Source organism: Solemya velesiana gill symbiont (assembly GCF_002020805.1).
Lineage (GTDB): Bacteria > Pseudomonadota > Gammaproteobacteria > Chromatiales > Chromatiaceae > Sedimenticola_A.
The window spans coordinates 1-23,220 of the sequence record NZ_MPRJ01000041.1; the positions used below are offsets into that span (position 1 = coordinate 1).

19 protein-coding genes and 2 pseudogenes are annotated in these 23,220 nt (G+C 56.8%); 9 read left to right on the plus strand and 12 right to left on the minus strand.

All coding sequences use genetic code 11. The features are described 5' to 3' along the window. Positions 1-105: ATP-binding protein (locus tag BOW53_RS12920; RefSeq protein ID WP_216641093.1), on the plus strand; the 105-nt coding region annotated here is incomplete at its 5' end. Positions 106-156: 51 nt separating this feature from the next. On the opposite strand, the pseudogene BOW53_RS07365 reads toward BOW53_RS12920, so the two are convergent. Both BOW53_RS07365 and ubiK read right to left on the minus strand, forming a co-directional pair. Further along, positions 157-564, minus strand: a pseudogene (locus BOW53_RS07365) (magnesium chelatase domain-containing protein); the annotation flags it as partial. A gap of 29 nt (positions 565-593) precedes the next feature. Further along, entirely contained in the window at positions 594-845 is a 252-nt protein-coding gene (ubiK, locus tag BOW53_RS07370) for a ubiquinone biosynthesis accessory factor UbiK (RefSeq protein WP_078487239.1), read from the minus strand. Between the two features lie 312 nt (positions 846-1,157). Here ubiK and BOW53_RS07375 point away from each other — a divergent pair, with 312 nt between their 5' ends. From BOW53_RS07375 to speA, 6 genes are all read left to right on the plus strand, one after another. Then, positions 1,158-1,496 carry a P-II family nitrogen regulator gene (locus tag BOW53_RS07375; protein ID WP_078487196.1) on the plus strand — a complete coding sequence of 113 codons (339 nt, stop codon included), beginning with the start codon at positions 1,158-1,160 and terminating at the stop codon, positions 1,494-1,496. Positions 1,497-1,531: 35 nt separating this feature from the next. Next, complete coding sequence (locus tag BOW53_RS07380) at positions 1,532-2,794, plus strand: ammonium transporter (protein WP_078487198.1); 1,263 nt, start codon at positions 1,532-1,534, stop codon at positions 2,792-2,794. 193 nt (positions 2,795-2,987) lie between these two features. Further along, positions 2,988-3,653, plus strand: coding sequence for a GGDEF domain-containing protein (locus BOW53_RS07385; protein WP_172838817.1), 666 nt, complete (start codon positions 2,988-2,990; stop codon positions 3,651-3,653). Positions 3,654-3,791: 138 nt separating this feature from the next. Beyond that, positions 3,792-5,639: an oxygen-binding di-iron domain-containing protein gene (locus BOW53_RS07390; protein ID WP_078487202.1), complete on the plus strand. Its 1,848-nt coding sequence runs from the start codon at positions 3,792-3,794 to the stop codon at positions 5,637-5,639. Between the two features lie 44 nt (positions 5,640-5,683). Further along, positions 5,684-5,941, plus strand: coding sequence for a DUF4124 domain-containing protein (locus BOW53_RS07395; protein ID WP_245832038.1), 258 nt, complete (start codon positions 5,684-5,686; stop codon positions 5,939-5,941). Positions 5,942-6,234: 293 nt separating this feature from the next. Beyond that, positions 6,235-8,115 (plus strand): biosynthetic arginine decarboxylase, encoded by a 1,881-nt coding sequence (gene speA / locus BOW53_RS07400; protein WP_078487203.1) that lies wholly within the window; start codon positions 6,235-6,237, stop codon positions 8,113-8,115. Between the two features lie 11 nt (positions 8,116-8,126). Here the strand turns inward: speA and BOW53_RS07405 are convergent, their stop codons facing one another. Next, positions 8,127-10,742, minus strand: coding sequence for a bifunctional diguanylate cyclase/phosphodiesterase (locus BOW53_RS07405; protein WP_172838818.1), 2,616 nt, complete (start codon positions 10,740-10,742; stop codon positions 8,127-8,129). Positions 10,743-10,916: 174 nt separating this feature from the next. Between BOW53_RS07405 and polA the strand changes: the two genes are divergently transcribed. After that, positions 10,917-13,622, plus strand: coding sequence for a DNA polymerase I (polA, locus tag BOW53_RS07410; RefSeq protein WP_078487207.1), 2,706 nt, complete (start codon positions 10,917-10,919; stop codon positions 13,620-13,622). 340 nt (positions 13,623-13,962) lie between these two features. On the opposite strand, the gene yihA is transcribed toward polA, so the two are convergent. From yihA to BOW53_RS07440, 6 genes are all read right to left on the minus strand, one after another. Further along, positions 13,963-14,559 (minus strand): ribosome biogenesis GTP-binding protein YihA/YsxC, encoded by a 597-nt coding sequence (gene yihA / locus BOW53_RS07415; RefSeq protein WP_078487209.1) that lies wholly within the window; start codon positions 14,557-14,559, stop codon positions 13,963-13,965. Then, the gene (gene moaC / locus BOW53_RS07420; protein ID WP_078487211.1) at positions 14,556-15,029 is read right to left on the minus strand and encodes a cyclic pyranopterin monophosphate synthase MoaC; all 474 of its coding nucleotides are present in this window, start codon (positions 15,027-15,029) and stop codon (positions 14,556-14,558) included. Before moaC ends, yihA begins: the two co-directional genes overlap by 4 nt. A gap of 12 nt (positions 15,030-15,041) precedes the next feature. Beyond that, on the minus strand, positions 15,042-15,584 hold the full coding sequence (locus BOW53_RS07425) for a metallophosphoesterase family protein (protein ID WP_078487213.1): 543 nt from the start codon (positions 15,582-15,584) through the stop codon (positions 15,042-15,044). Positions 15,585-15,628: 44 nt separating this feature from the next. Beyond that, the gene (ppa, locus tag BOW53_RS07430; RefSeq protein WP_078487215.1) at positions 15,629-16,177 is read right to left on the minus strand and encodes an inorganic diphosphatase; all 549 of its coding nucleotides are present in this window, start codon (positions 16,175-16,177) and stop codon (positions 15,629-15,631) included. A 164-nt stretch (positions 16,178-16,341) separates the two neighbouring features. Next, positions 16,342-17,598 (minus strand): 6-phosphofructokinase, encoded by a 1,257-nt coding sequence (locus BOW53_RS07435; protein ID WP_078487217.1) that lies wholly within the window; start codon positions 17,596-17,598, stop codon positions 16,342-16,344. 146 nt (positions 17,599-17,744) lie between these two features. Beyond that, positions 17,745-17,960 (minus strand): hypothetical protein, encoded by a 216-nt coding sequence (locus tag BOW53_RS07440; RefSeq protein WP_078487218.1) that lies wholly within the window; start codon positions 17,958-17,960, stop codon positions 17,745-17,747. Positions 17,961-18,238: 278 nt separating this feature from the next. Here BOW53_RS07440 and BOW53_RS13900 point away from each other — a divergent pair. After that, positions 18,239-18,787: pseudogene (locus tag BOW53_RS13900) on the plus strand (adenylate kinase family protein); the annotation flags it as partial. A gap of 574 nt (positions 18,788-19,361) precedes the next feature. Here the strand turns inward: BOW53_RS13900 and pmbA are convergent. The 3 genes from pmbA to BOW53_RS07460 form a co-directional block, all read right to left on the minus strand. Further along, the gene (gene pmbA / locus BOW53_RS07450) at positions 19,362-20,705 is read right to left on the minus strand and encodes a metalloprotease PmbA (protein ID WP_135607041.1); all 1,344 of its coding nucleotides are present in this window, start codon (positions 20,703-20,705) and stop codon (positions 19,362-19,364) included. A gap of 25 nt (positions 20,706-20,730) precedes the next feature. Continuing rightward, complete coding sequence (gene tldD / locus BOW53_RS07455; RefSeq protein ID WP_078487220.1) at positions 20,731-22,173, minus strand: metalloprotease TldD; 1,443 nt, start codon at positions 22,171-22,173, stop codon at positions 20,731-20,733. Between the two features lie 120 nt (positions 22,174-22,293). After that, on the minus strand, positions 22,294-23,124 hold the full coding sequence (locus BOW53_RS07460; protein WP_078487222.1) for a carbon-nitrogen hydrolase family protein: 831 nt from the start codon (positions 23,122-23,124) through the stop codon (positions 22,294-22,296). Positions 23,125-23,220 lie beyond the last annotated feature (96 nt).

A 23,220-nucleotide genomic window follows, 5' to 3' on the forward strand; every position in this document is an offset into this window, starting at 1 on the left:
CCAAAGCTGACCACTGCATTGCTGGACCGGCTGACCCATCACTGCCACATTATTGAAACCGGTAATGATAGTTACCGCTTCAGGCACTCAACTTCACAATATTGATAACGCATTGTATTAATAGAAGAACAATGGGTCATAATGGTAACAGGCTGTGCGCCCCTCCTTTCGGGCGGCCAGGGCGGCCAGGCAGCACACCCCGGATCGGTCGAAGGGTGCCTGAGAGCGCCAGTTCGCCCAGGAACTCGTAACGGCCGAGTGCTTCCACGGGTAGCTGTCCGGATGCTGCCAGGATACCTATGGCAATGGCCAGGTCGAATCGCCCCCCCCTCTCTCTTTCGGAAGATCTGCCGGTGCCAGGTTTATGGTGATGCGGCGGGCAGGAAATTCGAAGCGTGAGTTGAGCAGTGCGCCTCTGACGCGGTCTTTGCTCTCACGCACTGCCAACTCCGGAAGGCTGACGATGGAGAGAGCTGGCAGGCCGTTAGCCAGGTGTACTTCGACAACGACGGATAGGGCATTAATTCCTGATTGTGCGCGGCTGTGTACAACGGCGAGAGACATCTGCACCTTCCTTGGTGTTGGTTTAGGGGTTAGTCGTTGTCCTGGTTTTTTTCCAGCTCGGCGACCTGGCGCTCCAGGGCTTCAAGCTTTTCACGGGTGCGGGCCAATACTGCACTCTGCACATCGAACTCTTCCCGTGTCACCAGTTCCAGGTGAGAGAGCCCTGCTTCCAGGGTGCTTCTGAAGTTGCGTTGCAGATCGTCCTGCAGGAACTGCAGGCCGGTGGGGACGCTGCCGGCCATACGCTTGGCCAGGTCATCTAACAGTTTCGGATCAATCATGATGGGCAAGATAGCGGCGGGACGCGCTTATGTCCAGCTGTGTTCCATTGGCAGGTGCACCAAAAATGCACCAATTGAGTGCATTTTTGGTGCAGGACAAAGCTGGTGCACTTCGGTTGGTGCATCAGGATTTTGTGATAAACGGGTGGAAATATCATAACCATCTGTATTTAATGAAAAATATGTCTTTGGCGCGGGATTTGCAAACCAGGGGCAGTGAGCTGAATTGTTTACGACCGCACATGTGTGCAAACAGAAACGAGAGCGTGGAAGGGTCCGGCGTGATCACTTCCCTGACTAGGAGAAAACGTAATGAAAATGGTTGCAGCAGTCATCAAGCCCTTCAAGCTCGACGATGTCCGCGAAGCACTGTCAGAAATCGGTGTTTCCGGAATCACCGTGGTTGAGGTCAAGGGCTTTGGACGGCAGAAAGGTCACACCGAGCTCTATCGTGGAGCTGAATACGTGGTGGACTTTCTGCCAAAGATCAAGGTTGAGATCGCGGTGGACGACACCCGGGTTGATCAAGCGATCGAGGCAGTCAGCGGCGCCGCACAGACCGGCAAGATTGGCGACGGAAAGATTTTTGTCTATGACCTCACCCAGGTGGTACGTATCCGCACGGGCGAGACCGGCATCGAAGCGCTCTGAGCGTGTAACTGAAACCTTACCTGGAGGTAACTATCGTGGAAGATTTAACGCAGTTGAGTTATGCGCTCGATACCTTTTATTTTCTGGTATCCGGCGCGCTTGTAATGTGGATGGCAGCGGGTTTTGCCATGCTCGAGGCCGGTCTGGTCCGTGCGAAGAACACCGCTGAAATTCTTACCAAGAACGTATCCCTGTTCGCTATTGCATGCATCATGTATATGCTGATGGGCTACAACATCATGTATCCCGGTGATGCTGTAAGCAGCATCTGGCCTGGTATCTCCTTCCTGCTGGGTGGCGACAATACCGTTGAAGCCGTTCTGGCCGGTGGTGACGATGCGCCTTACTACTCTGGCATGGCAGATTTCTTCTTCCAGGTCGTGTTCGTGGCTACCGCCATGTCCATCGTCTCTGGTGCCGTGGCTGAGCGTATGAAGCTGTGGAGCTTCCTGGTCTTCGCTGTTTTCATGACCGGTCTGATCTACCCGATCCAGGGCTACTGGAAGTGGGGTGGTGGTTTCCTCGACGCCATGGGCTTCCAGGACTTCGCCGGTTCCGGTGTGGTTCACCTCTGTGGTGCCGCAGCGGCCCTCGCCGGTGTGATCCTGTTGGGCGCACGTAAAGGCAAGTACGGTCCCAATGGTGAAGTACGCGCTATCCCTGGTGCCAACATGCCGCTGGCTACCCTGGGTATGTTCATCCTCTGGTTGGGCTGGTTCGGCTTCAACGGTGGTTCCGAGTTGAAGATCTCCGATGTGGGTGAGGCCAATGCTGTTGCCATGGTGTTCGTCAACACCAACATGGCGGCTGCCGGTGGTGTGATTGCCGCCCTGCTGACTGCCCGTCTGGTGTTCGGCAAGGCTGATCTGACCATGGCCCTGAACGGTGCCCTCGCTGGCCTGGTTGCCATCACCGCTGAGCCTCTTGCTCCCAGTGCACTTTGGGCAACCATTGTCGGTGTGATCGGCGGCATCATCGTGGTTTTCTCCATCATTACCATGGATAAGCTGAAGATCGATGATCCGGTTGGTGCCATCTCCGTACACGGTGTGGTCGGTATGTGGGGTCTGCTGGCAGTACCCTTCTCCAACGGCGACGCTACCTTCGGCACACAGATCACCGGCCTGGTCGTGATCCTGGCCTGGACCTTCGCTGCGAGCTTCATCGTCTGGCTGGTAATCAAGGCTGTGATGGGGATCCGCGTATCCGAAGAAGAGGAGTACGAGGGTGTGGATATCGGCGAGTGTGGCCTGGAGGCCTATCCCGAGTTCACCGGCTCACGTGGTTCCGGTGCATAGCACATCACATTGATGTAAGAACGAAACGGGCGCTTCGGCGCCCGTTTTTATGTACAGGATGTACGGACAGGAAATTGCTCCATGCATTTCCTGCACTTCCGCCATCCATGGCGGTCGTATGCCGCGGGCGAATGGATGTGATTGTTGCCGATTCTCCGTAGAATCTCTTGGTAAAATTACAGTACGGAATGGAATGACGGATAACAGCAGCAAACCGGAGTGCCCTGTAGGCGAGGAGATATGTGGCCACATCGATGGATTGTCGGTGTTGCGCAGCCGTATCGATGAACTCTCCAGGCTGGTGCATACCGATACATTGACCGGCCTGTTTAATTTCCGTCACTTTTCCATGGTCCTCGAGCAGGAGTTGGAGCGTACCCGCCGCAGCGGCCGGCCCACCTCCCTGGTGATGATGGATCTGGATCACTTCAAACAGGTGAGCGACCGCTGGGGCCATGAGTCCGGTAATCGGGTGTTGCGCCAGTCCGGTGAGCTCATCACCCAGGTATTGCGTCGAGTGGACATACCCTGCCGTTGTGGTGGTGAGGAGTTTGCATTGATTCTTCCCGGCACTCCCCTGGCAAGGGCTGTCCACGTGGCAGAGCGGCTTCGTATAAGCCTGTCTGAGACCCCTGTTGCACTCGATGGTTGTGAATTACAGGTTACCGCCAGCTTTGGAGTCAATGTGTATCTGCGGCATTCAACAATCACCCCCGCCCAGTTTGTCGAAGAGACCGACGCATTTCTCTACCAGGCCAAGGCGCAGGGCAGGGACCGGGTCTGCCATCCCGATTTCGAGAGCGTCAAGCCCAAAGGTCAGGTTGGGCGGAGCGAAAAAGATGCGCTTCTGGGGGATTAACCAACGATTGAGCTTGGTTTTCCTGTGAAATCACAATAGCTACAATGCGCGTGGTAGAGTATTCCGGTTAATATTCACTACTGCTCGAATATCCAAGTCTCGGTCGTATAGGGCCACCTCTCTCAAGGAAAGGAGTGTATGAGGTCCAGGATTCCTCAGGCTCAGGTCGACAGTTCTCATGCCGTTGAGATTACGGAGCGTGTCTGGTGGGTGGGGTATACTATTCCGGATGACCATTTCCAGAGTCATGCATACCTGATTGAGCAGGGAGACCAATCGGTACTGATCGATCCCGGTTCGCCGATTACATTCGATCAAACCCTGCGCAAAATAGAAGAGATCATCCCGTTTTCGCACATCCGCTACTTTGTCTGTCATCACCAGGATCCCGATATCACCGCTGCGCTACCAGAAATAGACGCGCGGCTAGAGCGTGAATATGCGGTCGTGGTGACCCATGGCCGGGCGGCAGTATTGATCAAGCACTATGGATTGGACATTCCTTTCTGGCATATCGAGGAGTTGGACATTCCTTTCTGGCATATCGAGGAGAACGAGTGGTCTCTGCAGCTCGAAGACCGGGAGCTGCGTTTTGTTTTTACGCCCTATGCCCACTTTGCAGGTGCTTTCTGTATATTCGACAACATCTCTAAAGTGCTTTTTTCCAGCGACCTGTTTGGCGGGATAAACGAAGAGTTCGAACTGTTTGCGGAGAGTGAATCCTATGCGGAATCGATGCGACTCTTTCATGAACACTACATTCCCAGCAGGGAGGTAATGGGGTTTGCCCTGACCCGAATTCAGGAGTATCCGATCGAAACCATTGCTCCCCAGCACGGCAGTATCATTCGAGGAGGGTTGGTGGAGTATTGCATCAACACATTGAGGAAAATGGACTGTGGTCTCTATCTCCTGGCCAGGGGAAGTACGGATATCGAGCGCTTGTCGATGTTCAATGCCACCTTGAGGGATATCTCTTCCACCATGATCGTCTCCAGGGACTTCAAGGAGATCGCGGAAAACATGCTGGAAATCGCCAAGCGTATACTCCCTGCAACACGCCTTGAGTTTCACGCGCAACTCGATGGCGACCAGGTTTGGCATCTCGCGCCGGACAGTCACTACAGGGGGTCACTGAAAGAGCCGCCGTGGTTCGTATCTCGGATGTTCGGCATTAATCGTGATGAATGGTTGAATCTCTACAGTGGCAGTTTCGATCTGCTGGATATCAACGAGAGGGAGCATGCCGACAGGCACGGCATGCTGTTGCCTCTGTTCAAGCCAGAGGATGACTGGGTCTTCGGCGTTGCCGTGATCTATCTGGGAAGGCCCGTGATGCCAAACAAGGAGATCGAACGGATAATTGAGCAGATGGTGTCTGCGCTGCAGGTCGCCGTTGAGCGGGAGACGGTCTATCGTAGTGTCGACCTGGAGCGGCAGGTGCTTTATGAACGCTCTATTCGTGACCCCCTGACAGGCCTGTTCAACAGGCTGTACATGGAGGATACCCTTCACCGGTTGCTGGAGATCCACGATAGGAGTGACAGTACCCCAATCGCGTTGGCCCTTATCGACCTGGATCATTTCAAGCAGGTCAATGACAGCTATGGGCATGTGCAGGGGGATCATGTACTGGTGCGTGTAGCGGAGACCATACGTTCCCCTGCCCGTGCCGGGGATCTTCCGGTACGCCTGGGTGGAGAGGAGTTTGGGTTGTTCGTGGTTGGCGAGCCTGCACTTGATATTATTGGCATTGCTGAGCGGATGCGTCAGCAGATCGGGGATATGTCCTATGCGGAGCCGCTCCATGAGCTACAGGTGACGGTGAGCGTGGGAACGGCAATTCGACAACAGGGGGAGGGTCTCAATAAGTTTATCGATTGTACCGACCGGGCCTTGTACAGCGCGAAGAATGAAGGTCGAAACCAGGAGTGGATTGCCGACGGAACGAGAACAGATCCTCAAGGGAAGTTCGGATTCGAATGAGGATGGCATGAGAGCACTTGTTTACAGATATATGCGTTCGGCCATTGGCTTGGCATGTTGTTCGTTTTTTTATCGTCGCCCAGGTATCAGCGGGTGTCTATCGATGGGTGGATGAGAACGGGCGGGTGCATTTTGATGATCGTCCGCCAGTGAGCGAGGCCCAGGAGGTGGATATCCGTGAGCAGACGCCGGCCTCTCAGTCCGGGCGTGATGAAGCGGCTATTAATGCAGATCGCAAACAGAAGCGGCAGCTGAAAAGAAGGCGCGCGCTACACGTTGTGCCTATGCCAGGGATATCCTGAAAAATTACGAACAGTCGGCACTCTATGAGCCGATGGTTGACGGCAGCCGTCGCTTTCTTTCCAACAGTGAGCGGGAAAAAGAGATCGAGAATGCCAGGCGGGCAGTCAAGCACCGGTGCAACTGATTGTTGCTTTCTCATGCCTGTATGAGTCGGGGAAGTATGGGTTTGTCTCATAGGTCTGATCGCTGACCCTATCTGTCTTCCCGTACGGGGCCGATAACTCTTTTCCTGGGCCACACAAATCGAACATAATGCGCCCCTGGCAGTTCATCTATCTACACAGGGCCCTCGATGAAAGCAGATATCCAGCCGGTCATGCAGGACTACGGCATTAGCCGTTGGGGTGGTGGCTATTTCGGGATCAATCCCGATGGTCATGTGACGGTTCGCCCTGATCGCAAGGGAGATGCCCAGATCGATCTCTACCAACTGGCCAGCGAGGTGCGCCAGAGCGGCCTCAGCCTGCCCGTGCTGGTGCGGTTTACCGATATCCTGCATGATCGTGTTGCTGCGCTTTGCAGCAGTTTTTCCGAGGCCTTTGAAGAGTTCTCCTACCAGGGGCGATATACCGCTGTATATCCCGTCAAGGTGAATCAGCAACGCAGCGTGGTGGAAGAGATCCTTGCAAAGGGGAGGGGCTGCGTGGGGCTTGAAGCCGGCAGCAAGCCGGAGTTGATGGCCGTGCTGGGGCAGTCTCTTCCAGGCGGTGTAATAGTCTGCAACGGTTACAAGGACCGAGAGTATGTCCGGCTCGCCCTGATTGGCCTGCGGCTGGGGCATCGCGTCTATATCGTAATTGAAAAGCTCTCCGAGCTGGCCATGGTGCTCCAGGAGTCCAGGGATTTGGGCGTGGAACCGCTGCTGGGGGTAAGAATCAGGGTATCGGTTGCTGCAGTTGGTAATTGGCAGGACAGCGGGGGAGAGAAGGCCAAGTTCGGTCTCACGGCCGGCCAGTTGCTGGCGCTCGTGGAGCAGTTGAAATCAGAGGATAAGCTTGACCGGCTCCAACTGCTTCATTCACACATTGGCTCCCAGATACCCAACCTGCGGGATATTCGCCAGTGCATGGATGAAGTGGCCCGTTTCTACGGAGAACTGCGGCTGCTCGGCGCCGATATCCAGGTGGTTGATGTTGGCGGGGGGCTGGGTGTCGATTACGAGGGTACGGCCACCCGCCATTTCTGCTCCATGAACTATGGTCCAGGGGCTTACGCCAGGGAAGTGGTCAAGGCCCTGAGTCGCATTTGTGACGAACAGGCCTTGCCCTGCCCGGATATTTTCAGTGAATCCGGCCGTGCGCTGACAGCGCACCATGCCATGCTGATGGTCAATGTCATCGATTTCGAGCTGGCTCCAGCGGGTATCGATGAGATCGAACTGGACGCCGATGTACCTGAGGTGCTCAACACCATGAAGCACCAGCTCGAGACGGCAGCCATCCATTCGCCCTCCGAGGTATACCAGGAGGCGGAGCACGGTCTCGGGGAGGCGAGGGAGCTTTTCCATCACGGTGAACTCTCCCTGGAGCAGCGCTCCATGGTCGAGGGGCTGTTCTACGGAGTATGCCGCAAACTGATACCGCGTTTGCGTGCGGAGTCCCGCCGCGACCGGGAACTGCTCGATACCCTGAGGGAGAAGCTGGCGGACCGACTGTTCATGAATTTCTCCCTCTTCCAATCGTTGCCGGATGTCTGGGCCATTGACCAGATTTTTCCCGTGATGCCCCTGCACCGCCTGAATGAACAGCCGATGCGTAGTGGTGTTCTGCATGATCTTACCTGTGACTCGGATGGCTATATCGGCCAATACGTGGACCGCGATGGTATCGAGTCCACCCTTCCTGTACATGAACTAACGCCGGGAGAGCCTTACCTGATGGGTATTTTTCTGGTCGGCGCATACCAGGAGATTCTCGGCGACATGCACAACCTGTTTGGGGATGCCGATGCGGTGAATCTTGAACTCGACGGCAAGGGGGGATATCGACTTACCCAGTCGGAAAGAGGTGACTCGGTTGATGAACTGCTGCGCTATGTGCATTTCGCACCGGAGCGGCTGCTGGCGAACTACAAGCGCAAGCTGGCGGATGCGGGTGTTGGCCGGGATGAGTCACAGGCACTGTTTCGCGAACTGGAGGCCGGTCTGCACGGTTACACCTATTTCGAAGATTAGGCGTTGTCTCATCACTCCTGCTGTTTTGATGAAGTGATGTTTGAAGGCGATGTGTGCCAGAACTCCTGGCGGATCATCTCGATCACCTCTTTTCCACTAACGGGTTTACTCAGCAGGTAGCCCTGCATTTCGTCGCAATTCTCCTTGCGCAGAAACTCCATCTGTTGTTTGTTCTCCACGCCCTCTGCTAGTACCCGGAGATTCAAACTGTGCCCAAGGGCAACGATAGCGCAGCAGATGGCGGCGTCATTGCTGCTGCCAGGAATGTCGTCAATGAAGGATTTATCGATCTTGAGTCGATCGATGGGGAACTTTTTCAAGTAGTTCAGGGATGAATAACCGGTACCGAAATCATCAACCGCGATCTGCAAACCAAGAGCGGAGAGTTCCTGTAGTGCCATCTCCATGAATTCGGCGTTTTCCATCAGGCTGGACTCGGTGATCTCCAGTTCCAGGCTGTTGTGCTCGATGCGGGTGCTTTCGATGATTTGTGCGACTTTATCGATAAAGTCACGCTGTTTCAGTTGTATGGAGGAGACATTGACCGCAAGGGTCAGGCCTTTGATGCCTGCCTGTTCCCAGGTTTCCAGTTGCTGACATGCGTTGTGGAGAGACTGCAGTCCCAGCTTGTGTATCAGGCCGGTGTTCTCTGCCACCTTGATGAAGTTTTCGGGTGGAACAACGCCCAAATCCGGATGCTCCCAGCGTGAGAGCGCCTCGAGACCGATGATGGCGCCTGTCTGCAGATCGAACTGGGGTTGGTAGAACAGCTGTATGCTGTTCTGCTCTGCGCCGTGGCGCAGGGCATTTTCCACCGCAAGATTCCAGCGGAAAGGTTCGATCATCTCCGTTGAGAAAAATTGGAAATTGTTTCCGCCGAGTGACTTGGCGCGATACATGGCGGCGTCGGCATGCTTCAGAAGATCCGATGAGTTATCGCCATCTCGAGGATAGAGGGCTATACCTATGCTGGGAGTGAGAAACAGTTCATGGCCATCTATTTGCAGGGGGTCGGTGAATGCCCGGATGATTTTTTCCCCCACCAGTACCGTGTCGAAATCCTCTTTCAGCTCCTGAAGGATAATGAGGAATTCGTCGCCACCCATTCTGCCAAGGGTGTCGACGCTGCGCAGGCAGCCCTGTAGGCGCTCCGCGACATGCCCAAGCACCTTGTCGCCAACAGCATGGCCGAGGGTATCGTTGATGTTCTTGAACCTGTCCAGGTCCATGAGCAAGAGCGCCATGTGGTGGTCGTAGCGTCCCGCATAGTTGACTGCCTGCTCCAGGCGGTCGTGGAACAGCTGTCTGTTGGGTAGGCCGGTCAACAGGTCGTAGTAGGCCAGGCGATGAATGCGTTCCTGGATCTGCTTCTGCCTGGCAATGTCCGAATAAACACCGATGTAGTTGGTGATAAGGTCGTCAATGGAGCGCATGGCCGAGATGCTCAGCCACTCGGGAAGCACTTCGCCATTTTTCTGTCGATTCCAGATCTCTCCCTGCCATGCCCCCAGGGTCTTGATTTGATCCAGCATGTTGGCATAGAAATGCTTGTCGTGATGGCCGGATTTCATAATGCCTATAGGTTGTCCCTCTATCTCCTCCTTGGAATAGCCGGTGTGTTTGTAAAAGGCCGGATTGGCAGAGATGATGGTGCCGTCGGCATTGGTTACGATGACAGCATCCGGTGAATTGTCGATCACCTGTCCCGCCAGGGCCAGTTGGCCTTGGATGTATTGTCTCTCCTCTATGGCGCCCTTGGCGATCAACGTCGTGATGCCCATGATGCCGATATAGATCTGCAGGAGTACCAGGGACTCTTGAACGTTGCCACGGGAGAAAGCGCCAAAACCCTCCGAAGTACCGAGAATCGAAAGCACTGCCAGGGCGATAAGCGCACTCATGGTCACCGGGTGCCCAAAGCGGAAGATGGCCCATACCAATAGAGGCAGTGGTACGAAGGTCAGGGGATAGTTGTGCAGGTGGTCAGGCAATCCGCTGCCGAAGACATAGTGAAATACCACAATCGTGGCGAAACCCAGTATCAACAACTCGAAATACTCGAGGGGAGAGAGCGCGTCCAGTTTCAGTTTCCAGGTCAGTGCCAGGGGTGCGATCAGAAGGACCCCGGCAGCATCTCCGGACCACCAGGTCAGGAAGTTGGACAGCGCTGAAGCCTCGTCGATCATCCCGCTTGCCCAGAGAGCCATGGTTCCAAGTAAAGCCCCGCTAACGGGTGCAAGCAATACACAGAGCAGAATGAACTGTACGGTGGATCGGGTTGTCGTCAGCAGGGTGTCCGCATGGGTGAATCGGGTGATCAGCCAGCAGCCGATTATGGCTTCTGCTGTGCCCGGTAGTGCCATGCCCAATGCGGCCGGCCATGGCAGTCCGCTGAGCAATGAGTCCAGGAGACTCGCGGTAAGGATCGCCCACCAGATGCCGTAGCCGTGCTTTATCATGCCGGCCACAGCGATACCTGCAGCAAACCAGAGGGGTGAGACGCTGGTATCCAGCACTGGCAGTTGACCGCTCAATCTCGCGCACAGGAAATAGAGCAAGCCGTAGCTGAGCCAGGGCGGAAGTGCCAGCGGCGCTGTTTGCCTTAATTTACTGAGTGCTGGCCCCATTCTATAGAAACCCATCCTCCCAGGTTGGCCTGTAAGTCATCCATTACTTTCCTCATTATGGCAGGAAATAATTGTTTGATGGAATTGAGGGCCAACACGGAGTATTCGTGTAGTGTTTACAGGCAGCAGTTGGGGTATCCTGCCAACGCAATTCAAAAAAACCAGATAGACATTATGAGTGCTGAAAAACCCTTTATCCTGGTGGATGGCTCCTCCTACCTGTTTCGCGCCTACCATGCCCTTCCGCCATTGACCAATTCCAAGGGCGAGGCCACGGGCGCCATCGTCGGTGTGGTCAACATGCTGCGGAAACTGATCGATGAATACGGACCCGAGCACATGGCGGTTGTGTTCGATGCCCCGGGGGGAAGTTTCCGCAACGAGATGTACGACCAGTACAAGGCCAACCGGCCGCCCATGCCCGATGACCTGCGGGAGCAGATAGAGCCGCTGCATGCCATCGTCAAGGCGATGGGGCTGCCGCTGCTGATGGTCCCCGGCGTGGAGGCGGACGACGTGATCGGGACCCTGGCCACACAAGCTTCACGGGAGGGGATGCAGACCCTCATCTCTACAGGCGACAAGGATCTTGCCCAGTTGGTGGACGACCACGTCACCCTGATCAACACCATGAACAACGCCCTGATGGATCACGACGGCGTGGTAACCAAGTTCGGCGTAAGGCCGGATCAGATCATCGATTACCTGGCGCTGGTGGGGGACTCCTCGGACAACATCCCTGGGGTGCCCAAGTGCGGACCGAAGACTGCAACCAAATGGCTGGGGGAATACGGCAACCTGGATAACCTGGTGGAAAATGCAGGCCAGGTTAAGGGCAAAGTGGGCGAGTATCTGCGCGACAACCTGGAGCAGCTTGCCCTCTCCCGTGAACTGACGCGGATTCGCTGTGACCTAGAACTGGAACAAACGCCCGGGGATCTGAAGCCGGCCTCCGCAGACACTGTAGCGTTGAAACGTCTCTATGGCCGGATCGAGGCGAGACGTCTGCTGGAGACCCTGGGTGAGGGGGCTGCAGAGGAGGTACAGCCAGAGGCCGTTGAGATCGAAAGCCGGTATGAAACGGTGCTGACCCGGGGTGATTTCGATGGCTGGCTGGAACGCCTGGGCAAAGCCGAACGGTTTGCGTTCGATACCGAGACCACCAGCCTGGACTACATGCAGGCTGAACTGGTGGGTGTCTCTTTCAGTGTAGAGGCGGGAGAAGCAGCTTACGTGCCCGTGGCCCATGTCTATCCGGGTGCGCCGGAGCAACTGGGCCGTGACGAGGTACTGCTGCGTTTGAAGCCACTGTTGGAGGATCCGGACAAACCAAAGGTGGGGCAGAACCTGAAGTACGATATGAGCGTGCTGGCCCGCTATGGTATCGAGATGCTGGGTGTGGCCTTCGATACCATGCTGGAGTCCTATGTCGCCAACTCCACGGCCACCCGCCACGATATGGACTCCCTTGCCCAGAACTACCTTGGGCACCAGACCATCAAGTTTGAGGATGTAGCGGGCAAGGGGGCCAAGCAGGTCACTTTCGACCAGGTGCCCCTGGAGCAGGCAGGGCCCTACGCCGCGGAAGATGCCGATATCACGCTTCGGTTGCATGAAGCCCTCTGGCCCCAGGTAGAGAGGGAGTCGTCGCTTCAGGCGCTGTTTCAATCCCTGGAAATGCCCCTGGTGCCAGTGTTGTCGCGGCTCGAACGGACGGGAGTGCACATCGACAGCGCCATGCTGGAACAGCAGAGCAGGGAGCTGGCCCAAAGGATGCACGAGCTGGAGCAGCAGGCTTATGGTATTGCGGGGCACCAGTTCAGCCTGGGGTCGCCCAAGCAGATCGGGCAGATATTCTTCGAGGAGCTGAAGCTTCCGGTGATCGCCAAGACACCCAAGGGCGCGCCCTCCACTGCAGAATCGGTGCTCCAGGAGCTGGCGGACCAGGGCTATGAGCTGCCATTGGTGATTCTGCAGCACCGCGGGCTTTCAAAGCTCAAGTCCACCTATACCGACAAGCTGCCCCTGATGGTGGATTTGCGCAGCGGGCGGGTGCATACCTCTTACCACCAGGCGGTAGCCGCTACCGGTCGGTTGAGTTCATCGGATCCAAATCTGCAGAACATACCCGTGCGCACGGAAGAGGGGCGGCGCATCCGGCAGGCTTTCATCCCGGAGGAGGGCTACCGGATTGTGGCAGCGGATTACTCCCAGATCGAGTTGCGCATCATGGCCCACCTGTCCAGTGACGAGGGGCTGCAGAGCGCTTTTTCCCAGGGGCTGGACATCCATCGCGCCACGGCTGCAGAGGTGTTTGGTGCCGCATCACCGGAACAGGTGGCAGGCGAGCAGCGTCGCTCTGCCAAGGCGATTAACTTCGGCTTGATCTACGGTATGTCTGCCTTTGGCCTAGCCAAGCAACTGGGAATCGAGCGGGGTGCTGCCCAGGAGTACGTGGACCTCTATTTTGAGCGATATCCGGGGGTCAAGGCGTACATGGACCGCATCCGTGCCGAGGCCCAGGAGCAGGGCTACGTGGAGACGATGTTCGGCCGTCGACTCTATCTGCCGGAGATCAATGCACGCAACAAGATGCGCCAGGCCGCAGCAGAGCGTACCGCAATCAACGCACCGATGCAGGGAACCGCATCGGACATCATCAAGCGGGCGATGCTCGCCGTGGATGCCTGGATTGAAAGTGAAAATCCGCCGGTGCGCATGATCATGCAGGTACACGACGAACTGGTGTTCGAGGTGCAGGAGGATGTGCTGGATGAGGCCTGCGGGCGGATCAGGTCGTGCATGGAATCAGCAGCGGAGCTGAAGGTACCGCTGGTGGTGAATGTGGGAGTCGGTGATAACTGGGACGAGGCGCATTAGCCAATTCGCGGCGCTTTAACAGGTTATCCATGGCGGGATCAATCGCAGCTGCGGGCATGCGTGACGGTTCTCGTTTCCCGCTGTTTATCCTGCGTATCAGCAGGTAAATCAGGAAATTCCCAGGGGCTTCGGGATGGTGACTTTTTTCCTACAATTTTGGTAGGGAACCTTTACTGATAACGGGAGTCATACTTTATAACGTCAGCTGACGTCATGGATCGCTAATCCCCGTGCGATCCTGAGCCTGGCTCCCAAGCCAGGCAATCCGGTCCCGACAACCCCGCTCCCCCTTGGGTGTCGGGATCTTTTTTACCAAAAAACAGGAATTATATTACTTCTCTTACAGCTGAAACCAGCTGTCCAGTACAGCGTGAGCCTGGTCCACGCCCTGGCGCTTGAGAGATGAGAAGAGCTGAACGGTCGCCTGGTCACCGAAGGGTGCGATTGCCTTCCTGATCTGCAGAAGCGCCTTGGAGGCGGCGCCGTGCTTGAGCTTGTCGGCCTTGGTCAACAGGATGTGGGCCGGCAAGCCGATCTGGGCGCTCCACTCCAGCATTTGGCGGTCGAACTCCTTGAGAGGGTGGCGTACGTCTACCAGCAGAATCACGCCACGCAGCGACTGGCGTTTCTCCAGGTAGGCCGCCAGTTCCTTCTGCCACTGCAGCTTGATCTTCTCTGCCACCTTGGCGTAGCCGTAGCCCGGCAGGTCAACCAGCCGACGTTCGTCATCCAGGGCGAAGAAGTTCAGCAACTGGGTGCGGCCCGGGGTCTTACTGGTCCGGGCCAGGCTGCGCTGCTGGCATAGGGTATTGATGGCACTTGATTTACCGGCGTTGGAGCGTCCGGCGAAGGCGACCTCGATTCCCTCGTCCGGAGGGGACTGATCGAGTTTGGCTGCACTGACGAGAAAACGGGCCTGGTGATAGAAGGGATTCATCGCTTCCAGTGGCCTGACTTCCCGCCGTCCTTCTCCAGCAGCTGCACCTGGTCTATGCACATGCCCCGGTCCACCGCCTTGCACATGTCGTGGATGGTCAGCAGCGCTACCTGGGTGGCGCACAGGGCCTCCATCTCCGCGCCTGTCTGGCCTCGTATTTCTACCCGGGTCTGGCAGTAGACGCTGGCACTCTCGGGCTCCGGGGTCAGGTCGATATTGACATGGGTGATGTAGAGAGGGTGGCATAGCGGGACAAGTTCCGATGTCTTCTTGGCCGCCATGATCCCGGCCACCCGGGCGATACCCAGTACATCCCCCTTTTTGTGGCCACCCTGCATGATCAGTTCGAGGGTCTCCGGCAGCATCTTGATGCGGCCTTCGGTGATGGCTACCCGGTGGGTGTCGTCCTTGGCGCCGACATCCACCATGTGGGCATCGCCGGATTTGTTGAAATGGGTCAGATCGCTCATCGTCTACTCCACCTAGGCTGTCTGCTGCGGCTGCTCGATGCTCTTGGGTATCTCGAAGATCTCGAATTCCATGGTCTCCAGGTCCGCCATGATGTAGGTGGCTGGCGAGGTGCCGACGCCACCTGCGGTGCCTGGATCGACCAGGGGGGTCTTACCGCCCTTTATGTTGGGAATCTCGGTGATCGTAGTCTTGTGACTGTGTCCGCAGCAGACCAGATCCCAGTCGCCGGTGGTCGCCATGGCCCGGGCGTAGTGGGGATAGTGGACCAGGAAGATGCGTTTTCCCGCCAGTTCGACCCCTGCGTCCATCCCATGGTACTCGACCATGTTGCCGGGCTGGGTGATCAGCTTGCCCAGGGTGTAGAGGTCACCCGTGTTGTTGCCGTGAATCACATGCACAGGCAGACCGTGCTTGTTGAGGCATTTCAGGGTACTGGGAGCCACGACGTCGCCGCAGTGGAGAATCGCTTCTGCGCCCCGCTGCTTGGCTTCCGCTGCGGCAAAATCGAGCAGGGGAATATGGTCGTGGCTGTCGGAGAGGATGCAAACTTTCATGGTTTCGAGGTGTGACAGGTGCCGCACCCTCCGGGTACTGCTGTTTAGAAATTGGGTTTTTCCGGGGCGTCCTGGTACATCTGGACGCTGTCCAGGATCTCCTGCTTCGCCTCATCGATACCGTACCAGCCGTCGACACGCACCCATTTCCCTTCGTCCAGATCCTTGTAGTGCTCGAAGAAGTGGGAGATGCGGTTGAGTACCTCGCCGGGCAGATCGCGGAAGGCCTGGGTCGAACGGTAGGTTTTGCAAAGCTTGTCGATGGGAACGGCCAGCACCTTGGCGTCATCGCCGGACTCGTCGGTCATCTTCAGCACGCCCACGGGGCGACAGGAGATCACGGAGCCAGAGATCAGCGGGTAGGGGGTGAGCACCAGCACGTCCACGGGATCGCCATCCTTCGACAGGGTATGAGGCACATAGCCATAGTTGCAGGGGTAGTGCATTGCAGTTGACATGAAGCGGTCCACGAACATGGCGCCGGTGTCCTTGTCCAGCTCGTATTTCACCGGATCGGAGTTGGCAGGAATCTCGATGATTACGTTGATCTCGTTGGGAATGTTCTTGCCTGAACTGACTCTGTCTAGATTCATCTCTTTTTCGCCTTATAAAACGGAAAAAGGCCGGTGGTTTACCGACCTCCCAAGTGTAACTTGGAGGCTAAGATACCGGCAGATGTCCCGGGTGTCCATAACTTGTGCTTATCGGTACCCAAAAAAGGGGCGCAAGGCCCCCTTTTCGGTACTTCGGCTTGTAATCAGAGCTCGAATTTATCCAGCTTCTTGGGTACGCCCTGAAGCTTCAGAGTAACGTACTTGGGCATGCCGTTGTCGTCGTACTCGGGGTAAGCCTCACCCTTGATCAGGGGGTAGAGGTACTCCTTGCACTTGTCGGTGATGCCGTAGCCGTCGTCGGAGATGAAGTCCATGGGCATCATCTTCTCCACGTTGGCCACCTCGCTCAGGGGCGCCTCTCCGATGCTCCACTTATAGGGATTGGAGGACTCGCGCACCACGGTGGGCATGATGGAGTTCTTGCCTTCCAGTGCCTTCTCCACGGCAGCCTGGCCCAGGGCATAGGCCTGCTCAACGTCGGACTCGGAAGAGAGGTGACGTGCGGCACGCTGCAGGTAGTCGGCAACCGCCCAGTGGAACTTGTAGCCCAGGGCGTCCTTGATCATGTTGGCCACGACGGGAGCCGCACCGCCCAACTGGGCATGGCCGAAGGAGTCGCGGGTGCCCTGCTCGGCCAGGAATGTGCCGTCAGGCCAGTGGCAGCCCTCTGAAACCACGATGGTGCAGTAACCGTGCTCCTTGACCTTGGTGTCAACGGCTGCCAGGAATTTCTCCTGGTCGAATTCGACCTCGGGGAACAGGGTGAGCACGGGAATGCCGTAGTCCTCGATCAGGGCGCCGGCAGCGGCGATCCAGCCGGCGTGGCGACCCATCACCTCGATAACGAAGATCTTGGTGGAGGTAGCGGCCATGGAGCGTACGTCGAAGGAGGCCTCCAGGGTGGAGACGGCGATGTACTTGGCTACGGAGCCGAAACCGGGGCAGTTATCGGTGATCGGCAGGTCGTTGTCCACGGTCTTGGGTACGTGGATGGCCTGGACGGGAAAGCCCATCTTCTCGGAGAGCTGGGAGACCTTGTAGCAGGTGTCTGCTGAGTCGCCACCGCCGTTGTAGAAGAAGTAGCCGATGTCGTGGGCCTTGAAGACCTCGATCAGGCGCTCATACTCGCGCCTGTTGTCCTCCAGGCTCTTCAGCTTGAAACGGCAGGAACCGAAGCCGCCGGAGGGGGTGCTCTTGAGTGCTGCAATGTCGGCATCGGATTCGGCCGAGGTATCGATCAGGTCTTCGGTCAGGGCGCCGATAATGCCATTGCGACCAGCGTAAACGGTGCCGATTTCATCGCCGTGCTTACGGGCGGTCTCGATGACGCCGCAGGCAGATGCATTGATAACGGCGGTTACGCCGCCGGACTGTGCGTAGAAAGCATTCTTCTTGCTCATAACTACTTTCCTTCCTCTCTCTTTGTTATTCCTGAATATGTCGTTAAGTATGTGAAAAGCCTGTCGGTGACATCGTGCTTAGAGGTCACCCCGCTCCCTGGCCTCGCATTCGGCCATGCTCTGGAGCAGCGTTACAACGCACTCGGTTATATCGGTATATTCGTTTGCACCGGTTCCAAGCTGCCGTTACTGGGGTTGTGGAACGGGTAGCGGTTGTTCGGGTTCCCGGCATCTGCAATCTGCAGTTCCATATCTTTGTCGTGGCGCTCCCTGAGGGTGGTGCTGGTTTCCCAGGTTTCACTCTCTTTGGTATCCGGAATTTGGTACCTATTTGTTTCAGTAATCCGGTCAAAGGCGCTCAAGGATAGCCTAATTCAGTGAAGCTTTCATGGCAGGAGGGTGTATTCACTCCTACAGAGGTCATAATCGGGCAGGTTCGGTACTGCTGATTTTACCTAGGGCATTGACTTTACAGGAAATCTGAGATTACTGTATCGCTCAGACAGCGACCAATGCATTTGTTGGATGACGCTATGCATATTCCTAATTCATAATAAAAAACAATGAATTAAGTGCTAGAAGTGGCGGCGGAAACTCGCATTAATAATAACGATCATTTGAGGGATGGGTAGGATCGACCATGAGATTGGTGCTATTGGGAGCCCCAGGCTCCGGAAAAGGGACCCAGGCAAGTAAACTTTCTGCACATTACGGAATTCCCAGGATTTCTACAGGCGATATGCTCAAGTGGCGGCTGGCTCAGGCGGACGTCTCGAAGGGTTTTCTGCTGGTGGGTTTCCCCCGGGGGGCTGCACAGGCGGTTGCCCTGGATGAAGTACTGGAGGAGCTCTCCCTGCCCCTGGACCTGGTGATGGTGTTGGATGGCGATCCGGATCACTTCATGGAGCGTCTCGAGGGACGTCGCGTCTGCCAGTCCTGCGGTCGTACCTACAATATCTTTTCTGTGCCCCCTAGGGTGGAGGGCGCCTGTGACGATTGTGGCGGCAGAGTACGCCGGCGCTCAGATGACAATGAAGAGACCATTGCCAACCGTATGCGGGCCTATGAGAGCCAGTTTCAGTCTCTTAGCCAATACTACAAGCTGCAGGGGAAGATACACCTGATCTCCGCCGAAGCCGATGATGATGTGGTCTTTCGTGAATTGTGCCAGGTGGTGGATGAAGCCCCAGAGGCTGCCCCCGCTCCTGTGAAAGAAGCGCCTGCAGAGCCTGTGACTGAAATACCAGTGACCGAGGAGAAACCGGCAGCTAAAGCGGCAGAGGCAAAGAAAAAAGAGGCTCCAAAGAAGGAGAAGGCGAAAAAGAAAGCAGCGCCGAAGAAGAAAGCGGTAGCCAAGAAGGCGGCCCCGAAGAAGAAAGCGGTAGCCAAGAAGGCGGCCCCGAAGAAGAAAGTGGTAGCCAAGAAGGCGGCTCCGAAGAAGAAAGTAGTGGCCAAGAAAGCGGCCCCGAAGAAAAAGGTGGTAGCCAAGAAAGCGGCCCCGAAGAAAAAGGTGGTAGCCAAGAAAGCGGCCCCGAAGAAAAAGGTGGTAGGCTCCGAAGAAAAAGGTAGTGGCCAAGAAAGCGGCTACGAAGAAGAAAGCGGTAGCCAAGAAAGCGGCTCCGAAGAAGAAAGTGGCAGCCAAGAAGAAGGTCGCACCGAAGAAAAAGGCGGCTACCAAGAAGAAGGCGTCGAAGAAGCGTTAGTTTTACTTAAGAATAAAAAAAGGGGCCGGAAGGCCCCTTTTTTTATGGTCTGGCGTGTTGTCAGTCCCCGGCGATCGTCATGTTCTCGATCAGCCAGGAACCTGTGCGGGTACTGCCGCGGCGCTCTTCGTCCATACCGACTGTGACCAACTGTTCAAACATCTGTTTGAGGTTGCTCGCAATGGTAATCTCCTCCACGGGGTACTGTATTTCGCCATTGGACACCCAGAAGCCCGAAGCACCCCGTGAGTAGTCGCCGGTCACCATGTTTATTCCGTGTCCCATCATCTCGGTGACCAGGAGACCCTCACCCATCTCCTGGCAGAGGCCGGCCAGGTCGAGACTCCCTGGCTCGATGGCCAGGTTACGTACCCCGCCCGCGTTGCCAGTGATCCGCATATCGAGTTTACGGGCTGAATAGCTGTCCAGGATGTAGGTCTGCAGAACGCCGTCACGAACGATATCCTTGGCCGTGGTGGCAACGCCCTCGCCGTCGAAGGGGGCACTGCCCAGGCCGCGGGCGAGCAGTGGGTTTTCGTGAATCCGTACGAAGTCAGGAAATATCTGCTCGCCCAAGTGGTCGAGCAGGAAAGATGCCTTGCGGTAGAGTGCGCCGCCACGGATCGCACTGATCAGGCTGCGCAGCAGGCCCACCGCGACCTCGGCCTGAAAGATGATCGGGGCTTCACGGGTGGAGAGTTTTCTGGCGCCCAGGCGGGCCAGGGTACGCTCGCCTGCCTTGGTCCCGACGGTCTCTGCGGACTCCATCTCATCGGCGATCCGGCTGGCGGTGTACCAGTAGTCCCGCTGCATGGTATCGCCCTCTTTGCCGATCACCGCACAGCTGATGCTGTGGCGGCTGCTGGGGTAGCCGCCGATAAAGCCGTGGCTGTTGCCGTACACCTGGAGTCCGTTGTGGCTGTTTACACTGGCGCCGTCGGAGTTGGTGATGTGTTTGTCGAGTTGACGGGCGGCTGACTCGCAACGGATCCCCTGTTCGATCGCCTCTTCGGCGGTAATGTTCCAGGGATGATGCAGATCCAGGTCCGGGATTTCACTGGCCATCAGTTCTGCATCCGCGAGGCCGGTGCATTCATTCTCGTTGGTATAGCGTGCGATATTGCAGGCGGCCTTGACCGTATCCCGAATCGCGCCCGGGCTCAGGTCAGAGGTGCTGGCAGAGCCCTTACGCTTGCCAAAATAGACGCTGATGCCCAGGCCCTGGTCACGAGTGTGCTCGATGGTCTCTACATCACCCATCCGCACGTTGACGGAGAGGCCCGAGTCTTTGCTGATGCCGGCTTCGGCGGCGCTTGCCCCCTGCTTTTTCGCCTCCTTCAACAGGTCTTCGACTATCTGGGAGAGCTTTGCCTGGCGGCTTGTGATATCGCTGGTTTCTGTCATTGTGATCTTGGGGTGATTGTGGATATCAGGCGCTGGTTCCGCCGACGGTGAGTTCGTCGACCTTGAGTGTCGGTTGGCCAACGCCCACGGGTACACTCTGTCCCTCCTTGCCGCAGGTGCCGACACCGCTGTCGAGTTCCAGGTCGTTACCGATCATGCTGACTCGGGTGAGTACATCGGGACCATTGCCGATCAGGGTGGCGCCTTTCACCGGTATGGTGACCTTTCCATTCTCGATCAGGTAGGCTTCACTGGCAGAGAAAACGAACTTCCCCGAGGTGATGTCCACCTGCCCGCCGCCGAAGTTGACGGCATACAGGCCATTGTTTACCGAGGCGATTATCTCCTCTGGCTCGTGCTCTCCGGGGAGCATGTAGGTGTTTGTCATGCGTGGCATGGGGAGGTGTGCATAGGATTCCCGTCGCCCGTTGCCGGTGGACGAAGTGCCCATCAGGTGCGCGTTGTGCTTGTCCTGCATATAGCCTTTGAGTATGCCGTTCTCGATGAGTACGGTTTGCTGTGTCGGGGTGCCTTCGTCGTCGATATTGAGTGAGCCGCGCCTGCCGGCAAGGGTCCCGTCGTCCACGACGGTGCAACCTGCTGCAGCAACTCTTTCACCAATACGTCCGGTGAATGCGGATGTGCCTTTTCGGTTGAAGTCGCCTTCCAGGCCGTGTCCGACAGCTTCGTGTAGCAGTACCCCCGGCCAGCCGGACCCCAGTACAACGGGTATGGCGCCGGCAGGGGCCGGTTGGGCCTCAAGGTTGACCAGGGCCTGGCGTACGGCCTCGCGGGCATAGCCGAGGGCGCGCTCTTCATCCAGAAAGAACTGGAATGCCTGGCGGGCGCCACCACCGCTTGAGCCTTGCTCCCGCCGTCCGTTCTCTTCGACGATGACATGGACGTTGCAACGCACCAGGGGGCGCACATCGGCGTTGAGTGTACCGTCGCTGGCGGCAACCAGTACGACATCGTGGGCCGCCACCAGGCTGACCGTGACCTGTTGTACCCGCGGGTCCTGTTTTCTTGCTTCCTCGTCGAGATGTCGAAGCAGGATCACCTTGTCCTCTTCGCTGAGCGTGGCCAGGGGATTGATGGGTTCGTAGAGCCCCTGCTTGTTGGGCTGACGGGTAATCCGGATTTTTCCCTGTTGACCGCTTCGGGCAATGGCCCGGGCGGTTTTGGCCGCTTCCAGCAGTGCAGGCAGTTCGATCTCGTCGGAGTAGGCGAAGCCTGTCTTTTCACCGCTGATCGCTCTTACCCCCACGCCCTGTTCTACGTTGTATGAGCCTTCGCGGATTATGCCCTCTTCCAGCACCCATGATTCCAGCCGGCCAGCCTGAAAATAGACGTCTGCGGCATCGATTTGATTGGCCAGCAGTTGGTCCATTACCTGGTCGAGGTCGTGTTCCTTGAGTGAGGCAGGTTCGAGCAGGGTAGCGTGTGCTATATCGAGATGATTGGGCATTACAAAAAATTCATTTGGAAACGAAGATGTATAAATGGGCTCAACCGAAGGGTATTTCAACCGCCCATCTTGCTGGGTTGATTTCCGATGGGTGGTTAGGCTTCCTGTTGGGCGCTGTGGTCAGTCGCAATTGAGTCTTCTATGGTCGAGGGTCGGAAAGTTACGCCGGGTGCTTTGCAGGTAGCTGAGATCCACGGCGCAGCTCACAGAACCGGAACCGCGGGGTACCTGGGCAAGGACCGTGCCCCAGGGGTCTACGATCATGCTGTGGCCGTGAGTCTCCCTGCCATTGATGTGGAAGCCGCCCTGGGCTGCCGCGATAACATAGCTGAGGTTTTCAATGGCACGGGCCCGGATCAGGGTCTCCCAGTGCGCTTTGCCGGTAATGGCTGTGAAAGAGGCCGGCATGCAGATGATCTCCATGCCCTTGGCCAGCAGACTCCGGAACAGTTCCGGGAAGCGCAGGTCGTAGCAGATGGCTATGCCAAGTTTTCCGAAAGGACTGTCGATGACAACGGGGTCGTGACCAGGCTCGATGGTTTCGGATTCCACGTACTGCTCATTGGCTTCGACCAAGTTGACATCAAATAGATGGATCTTGTCGTAGCGTGCCACCCGTTCGCCCTGGTCATTGAATACCAGGCAGGCTGCTCTCACCTTGCTGTTGTCGTGCGCCTCGAGAGGGATGGAGCCGCCAACGAGCCAGATGCCGTGACGCTTTGCCAGTTGGCTCAGGAAATCCTGCAGTGGCCCATCATCGTCTGATTCTCTCAGGGCACAGAGGTCACGCTCCTGTTTGTCCATGAAGGCGAAATTTTCAGGCAGGACTACCAGGCCGGCGCCGTTGTCAACGGCCTCTGATACAAGGCGCTCGGCTTCAAGAAGGTTGGCGCTTACATTGGGGCCTGTGGCCATCTGGATGGCGGCTACTTTTTTCTTGGTATCAGTCATCTGTCGAAGCGGTTTCCTGTAGGAATTCGGTACTAACGGGTGTTGACCGCAGGATAGCATTACCCATCATTGTCAACAAATCAGGAATGGTTGGTG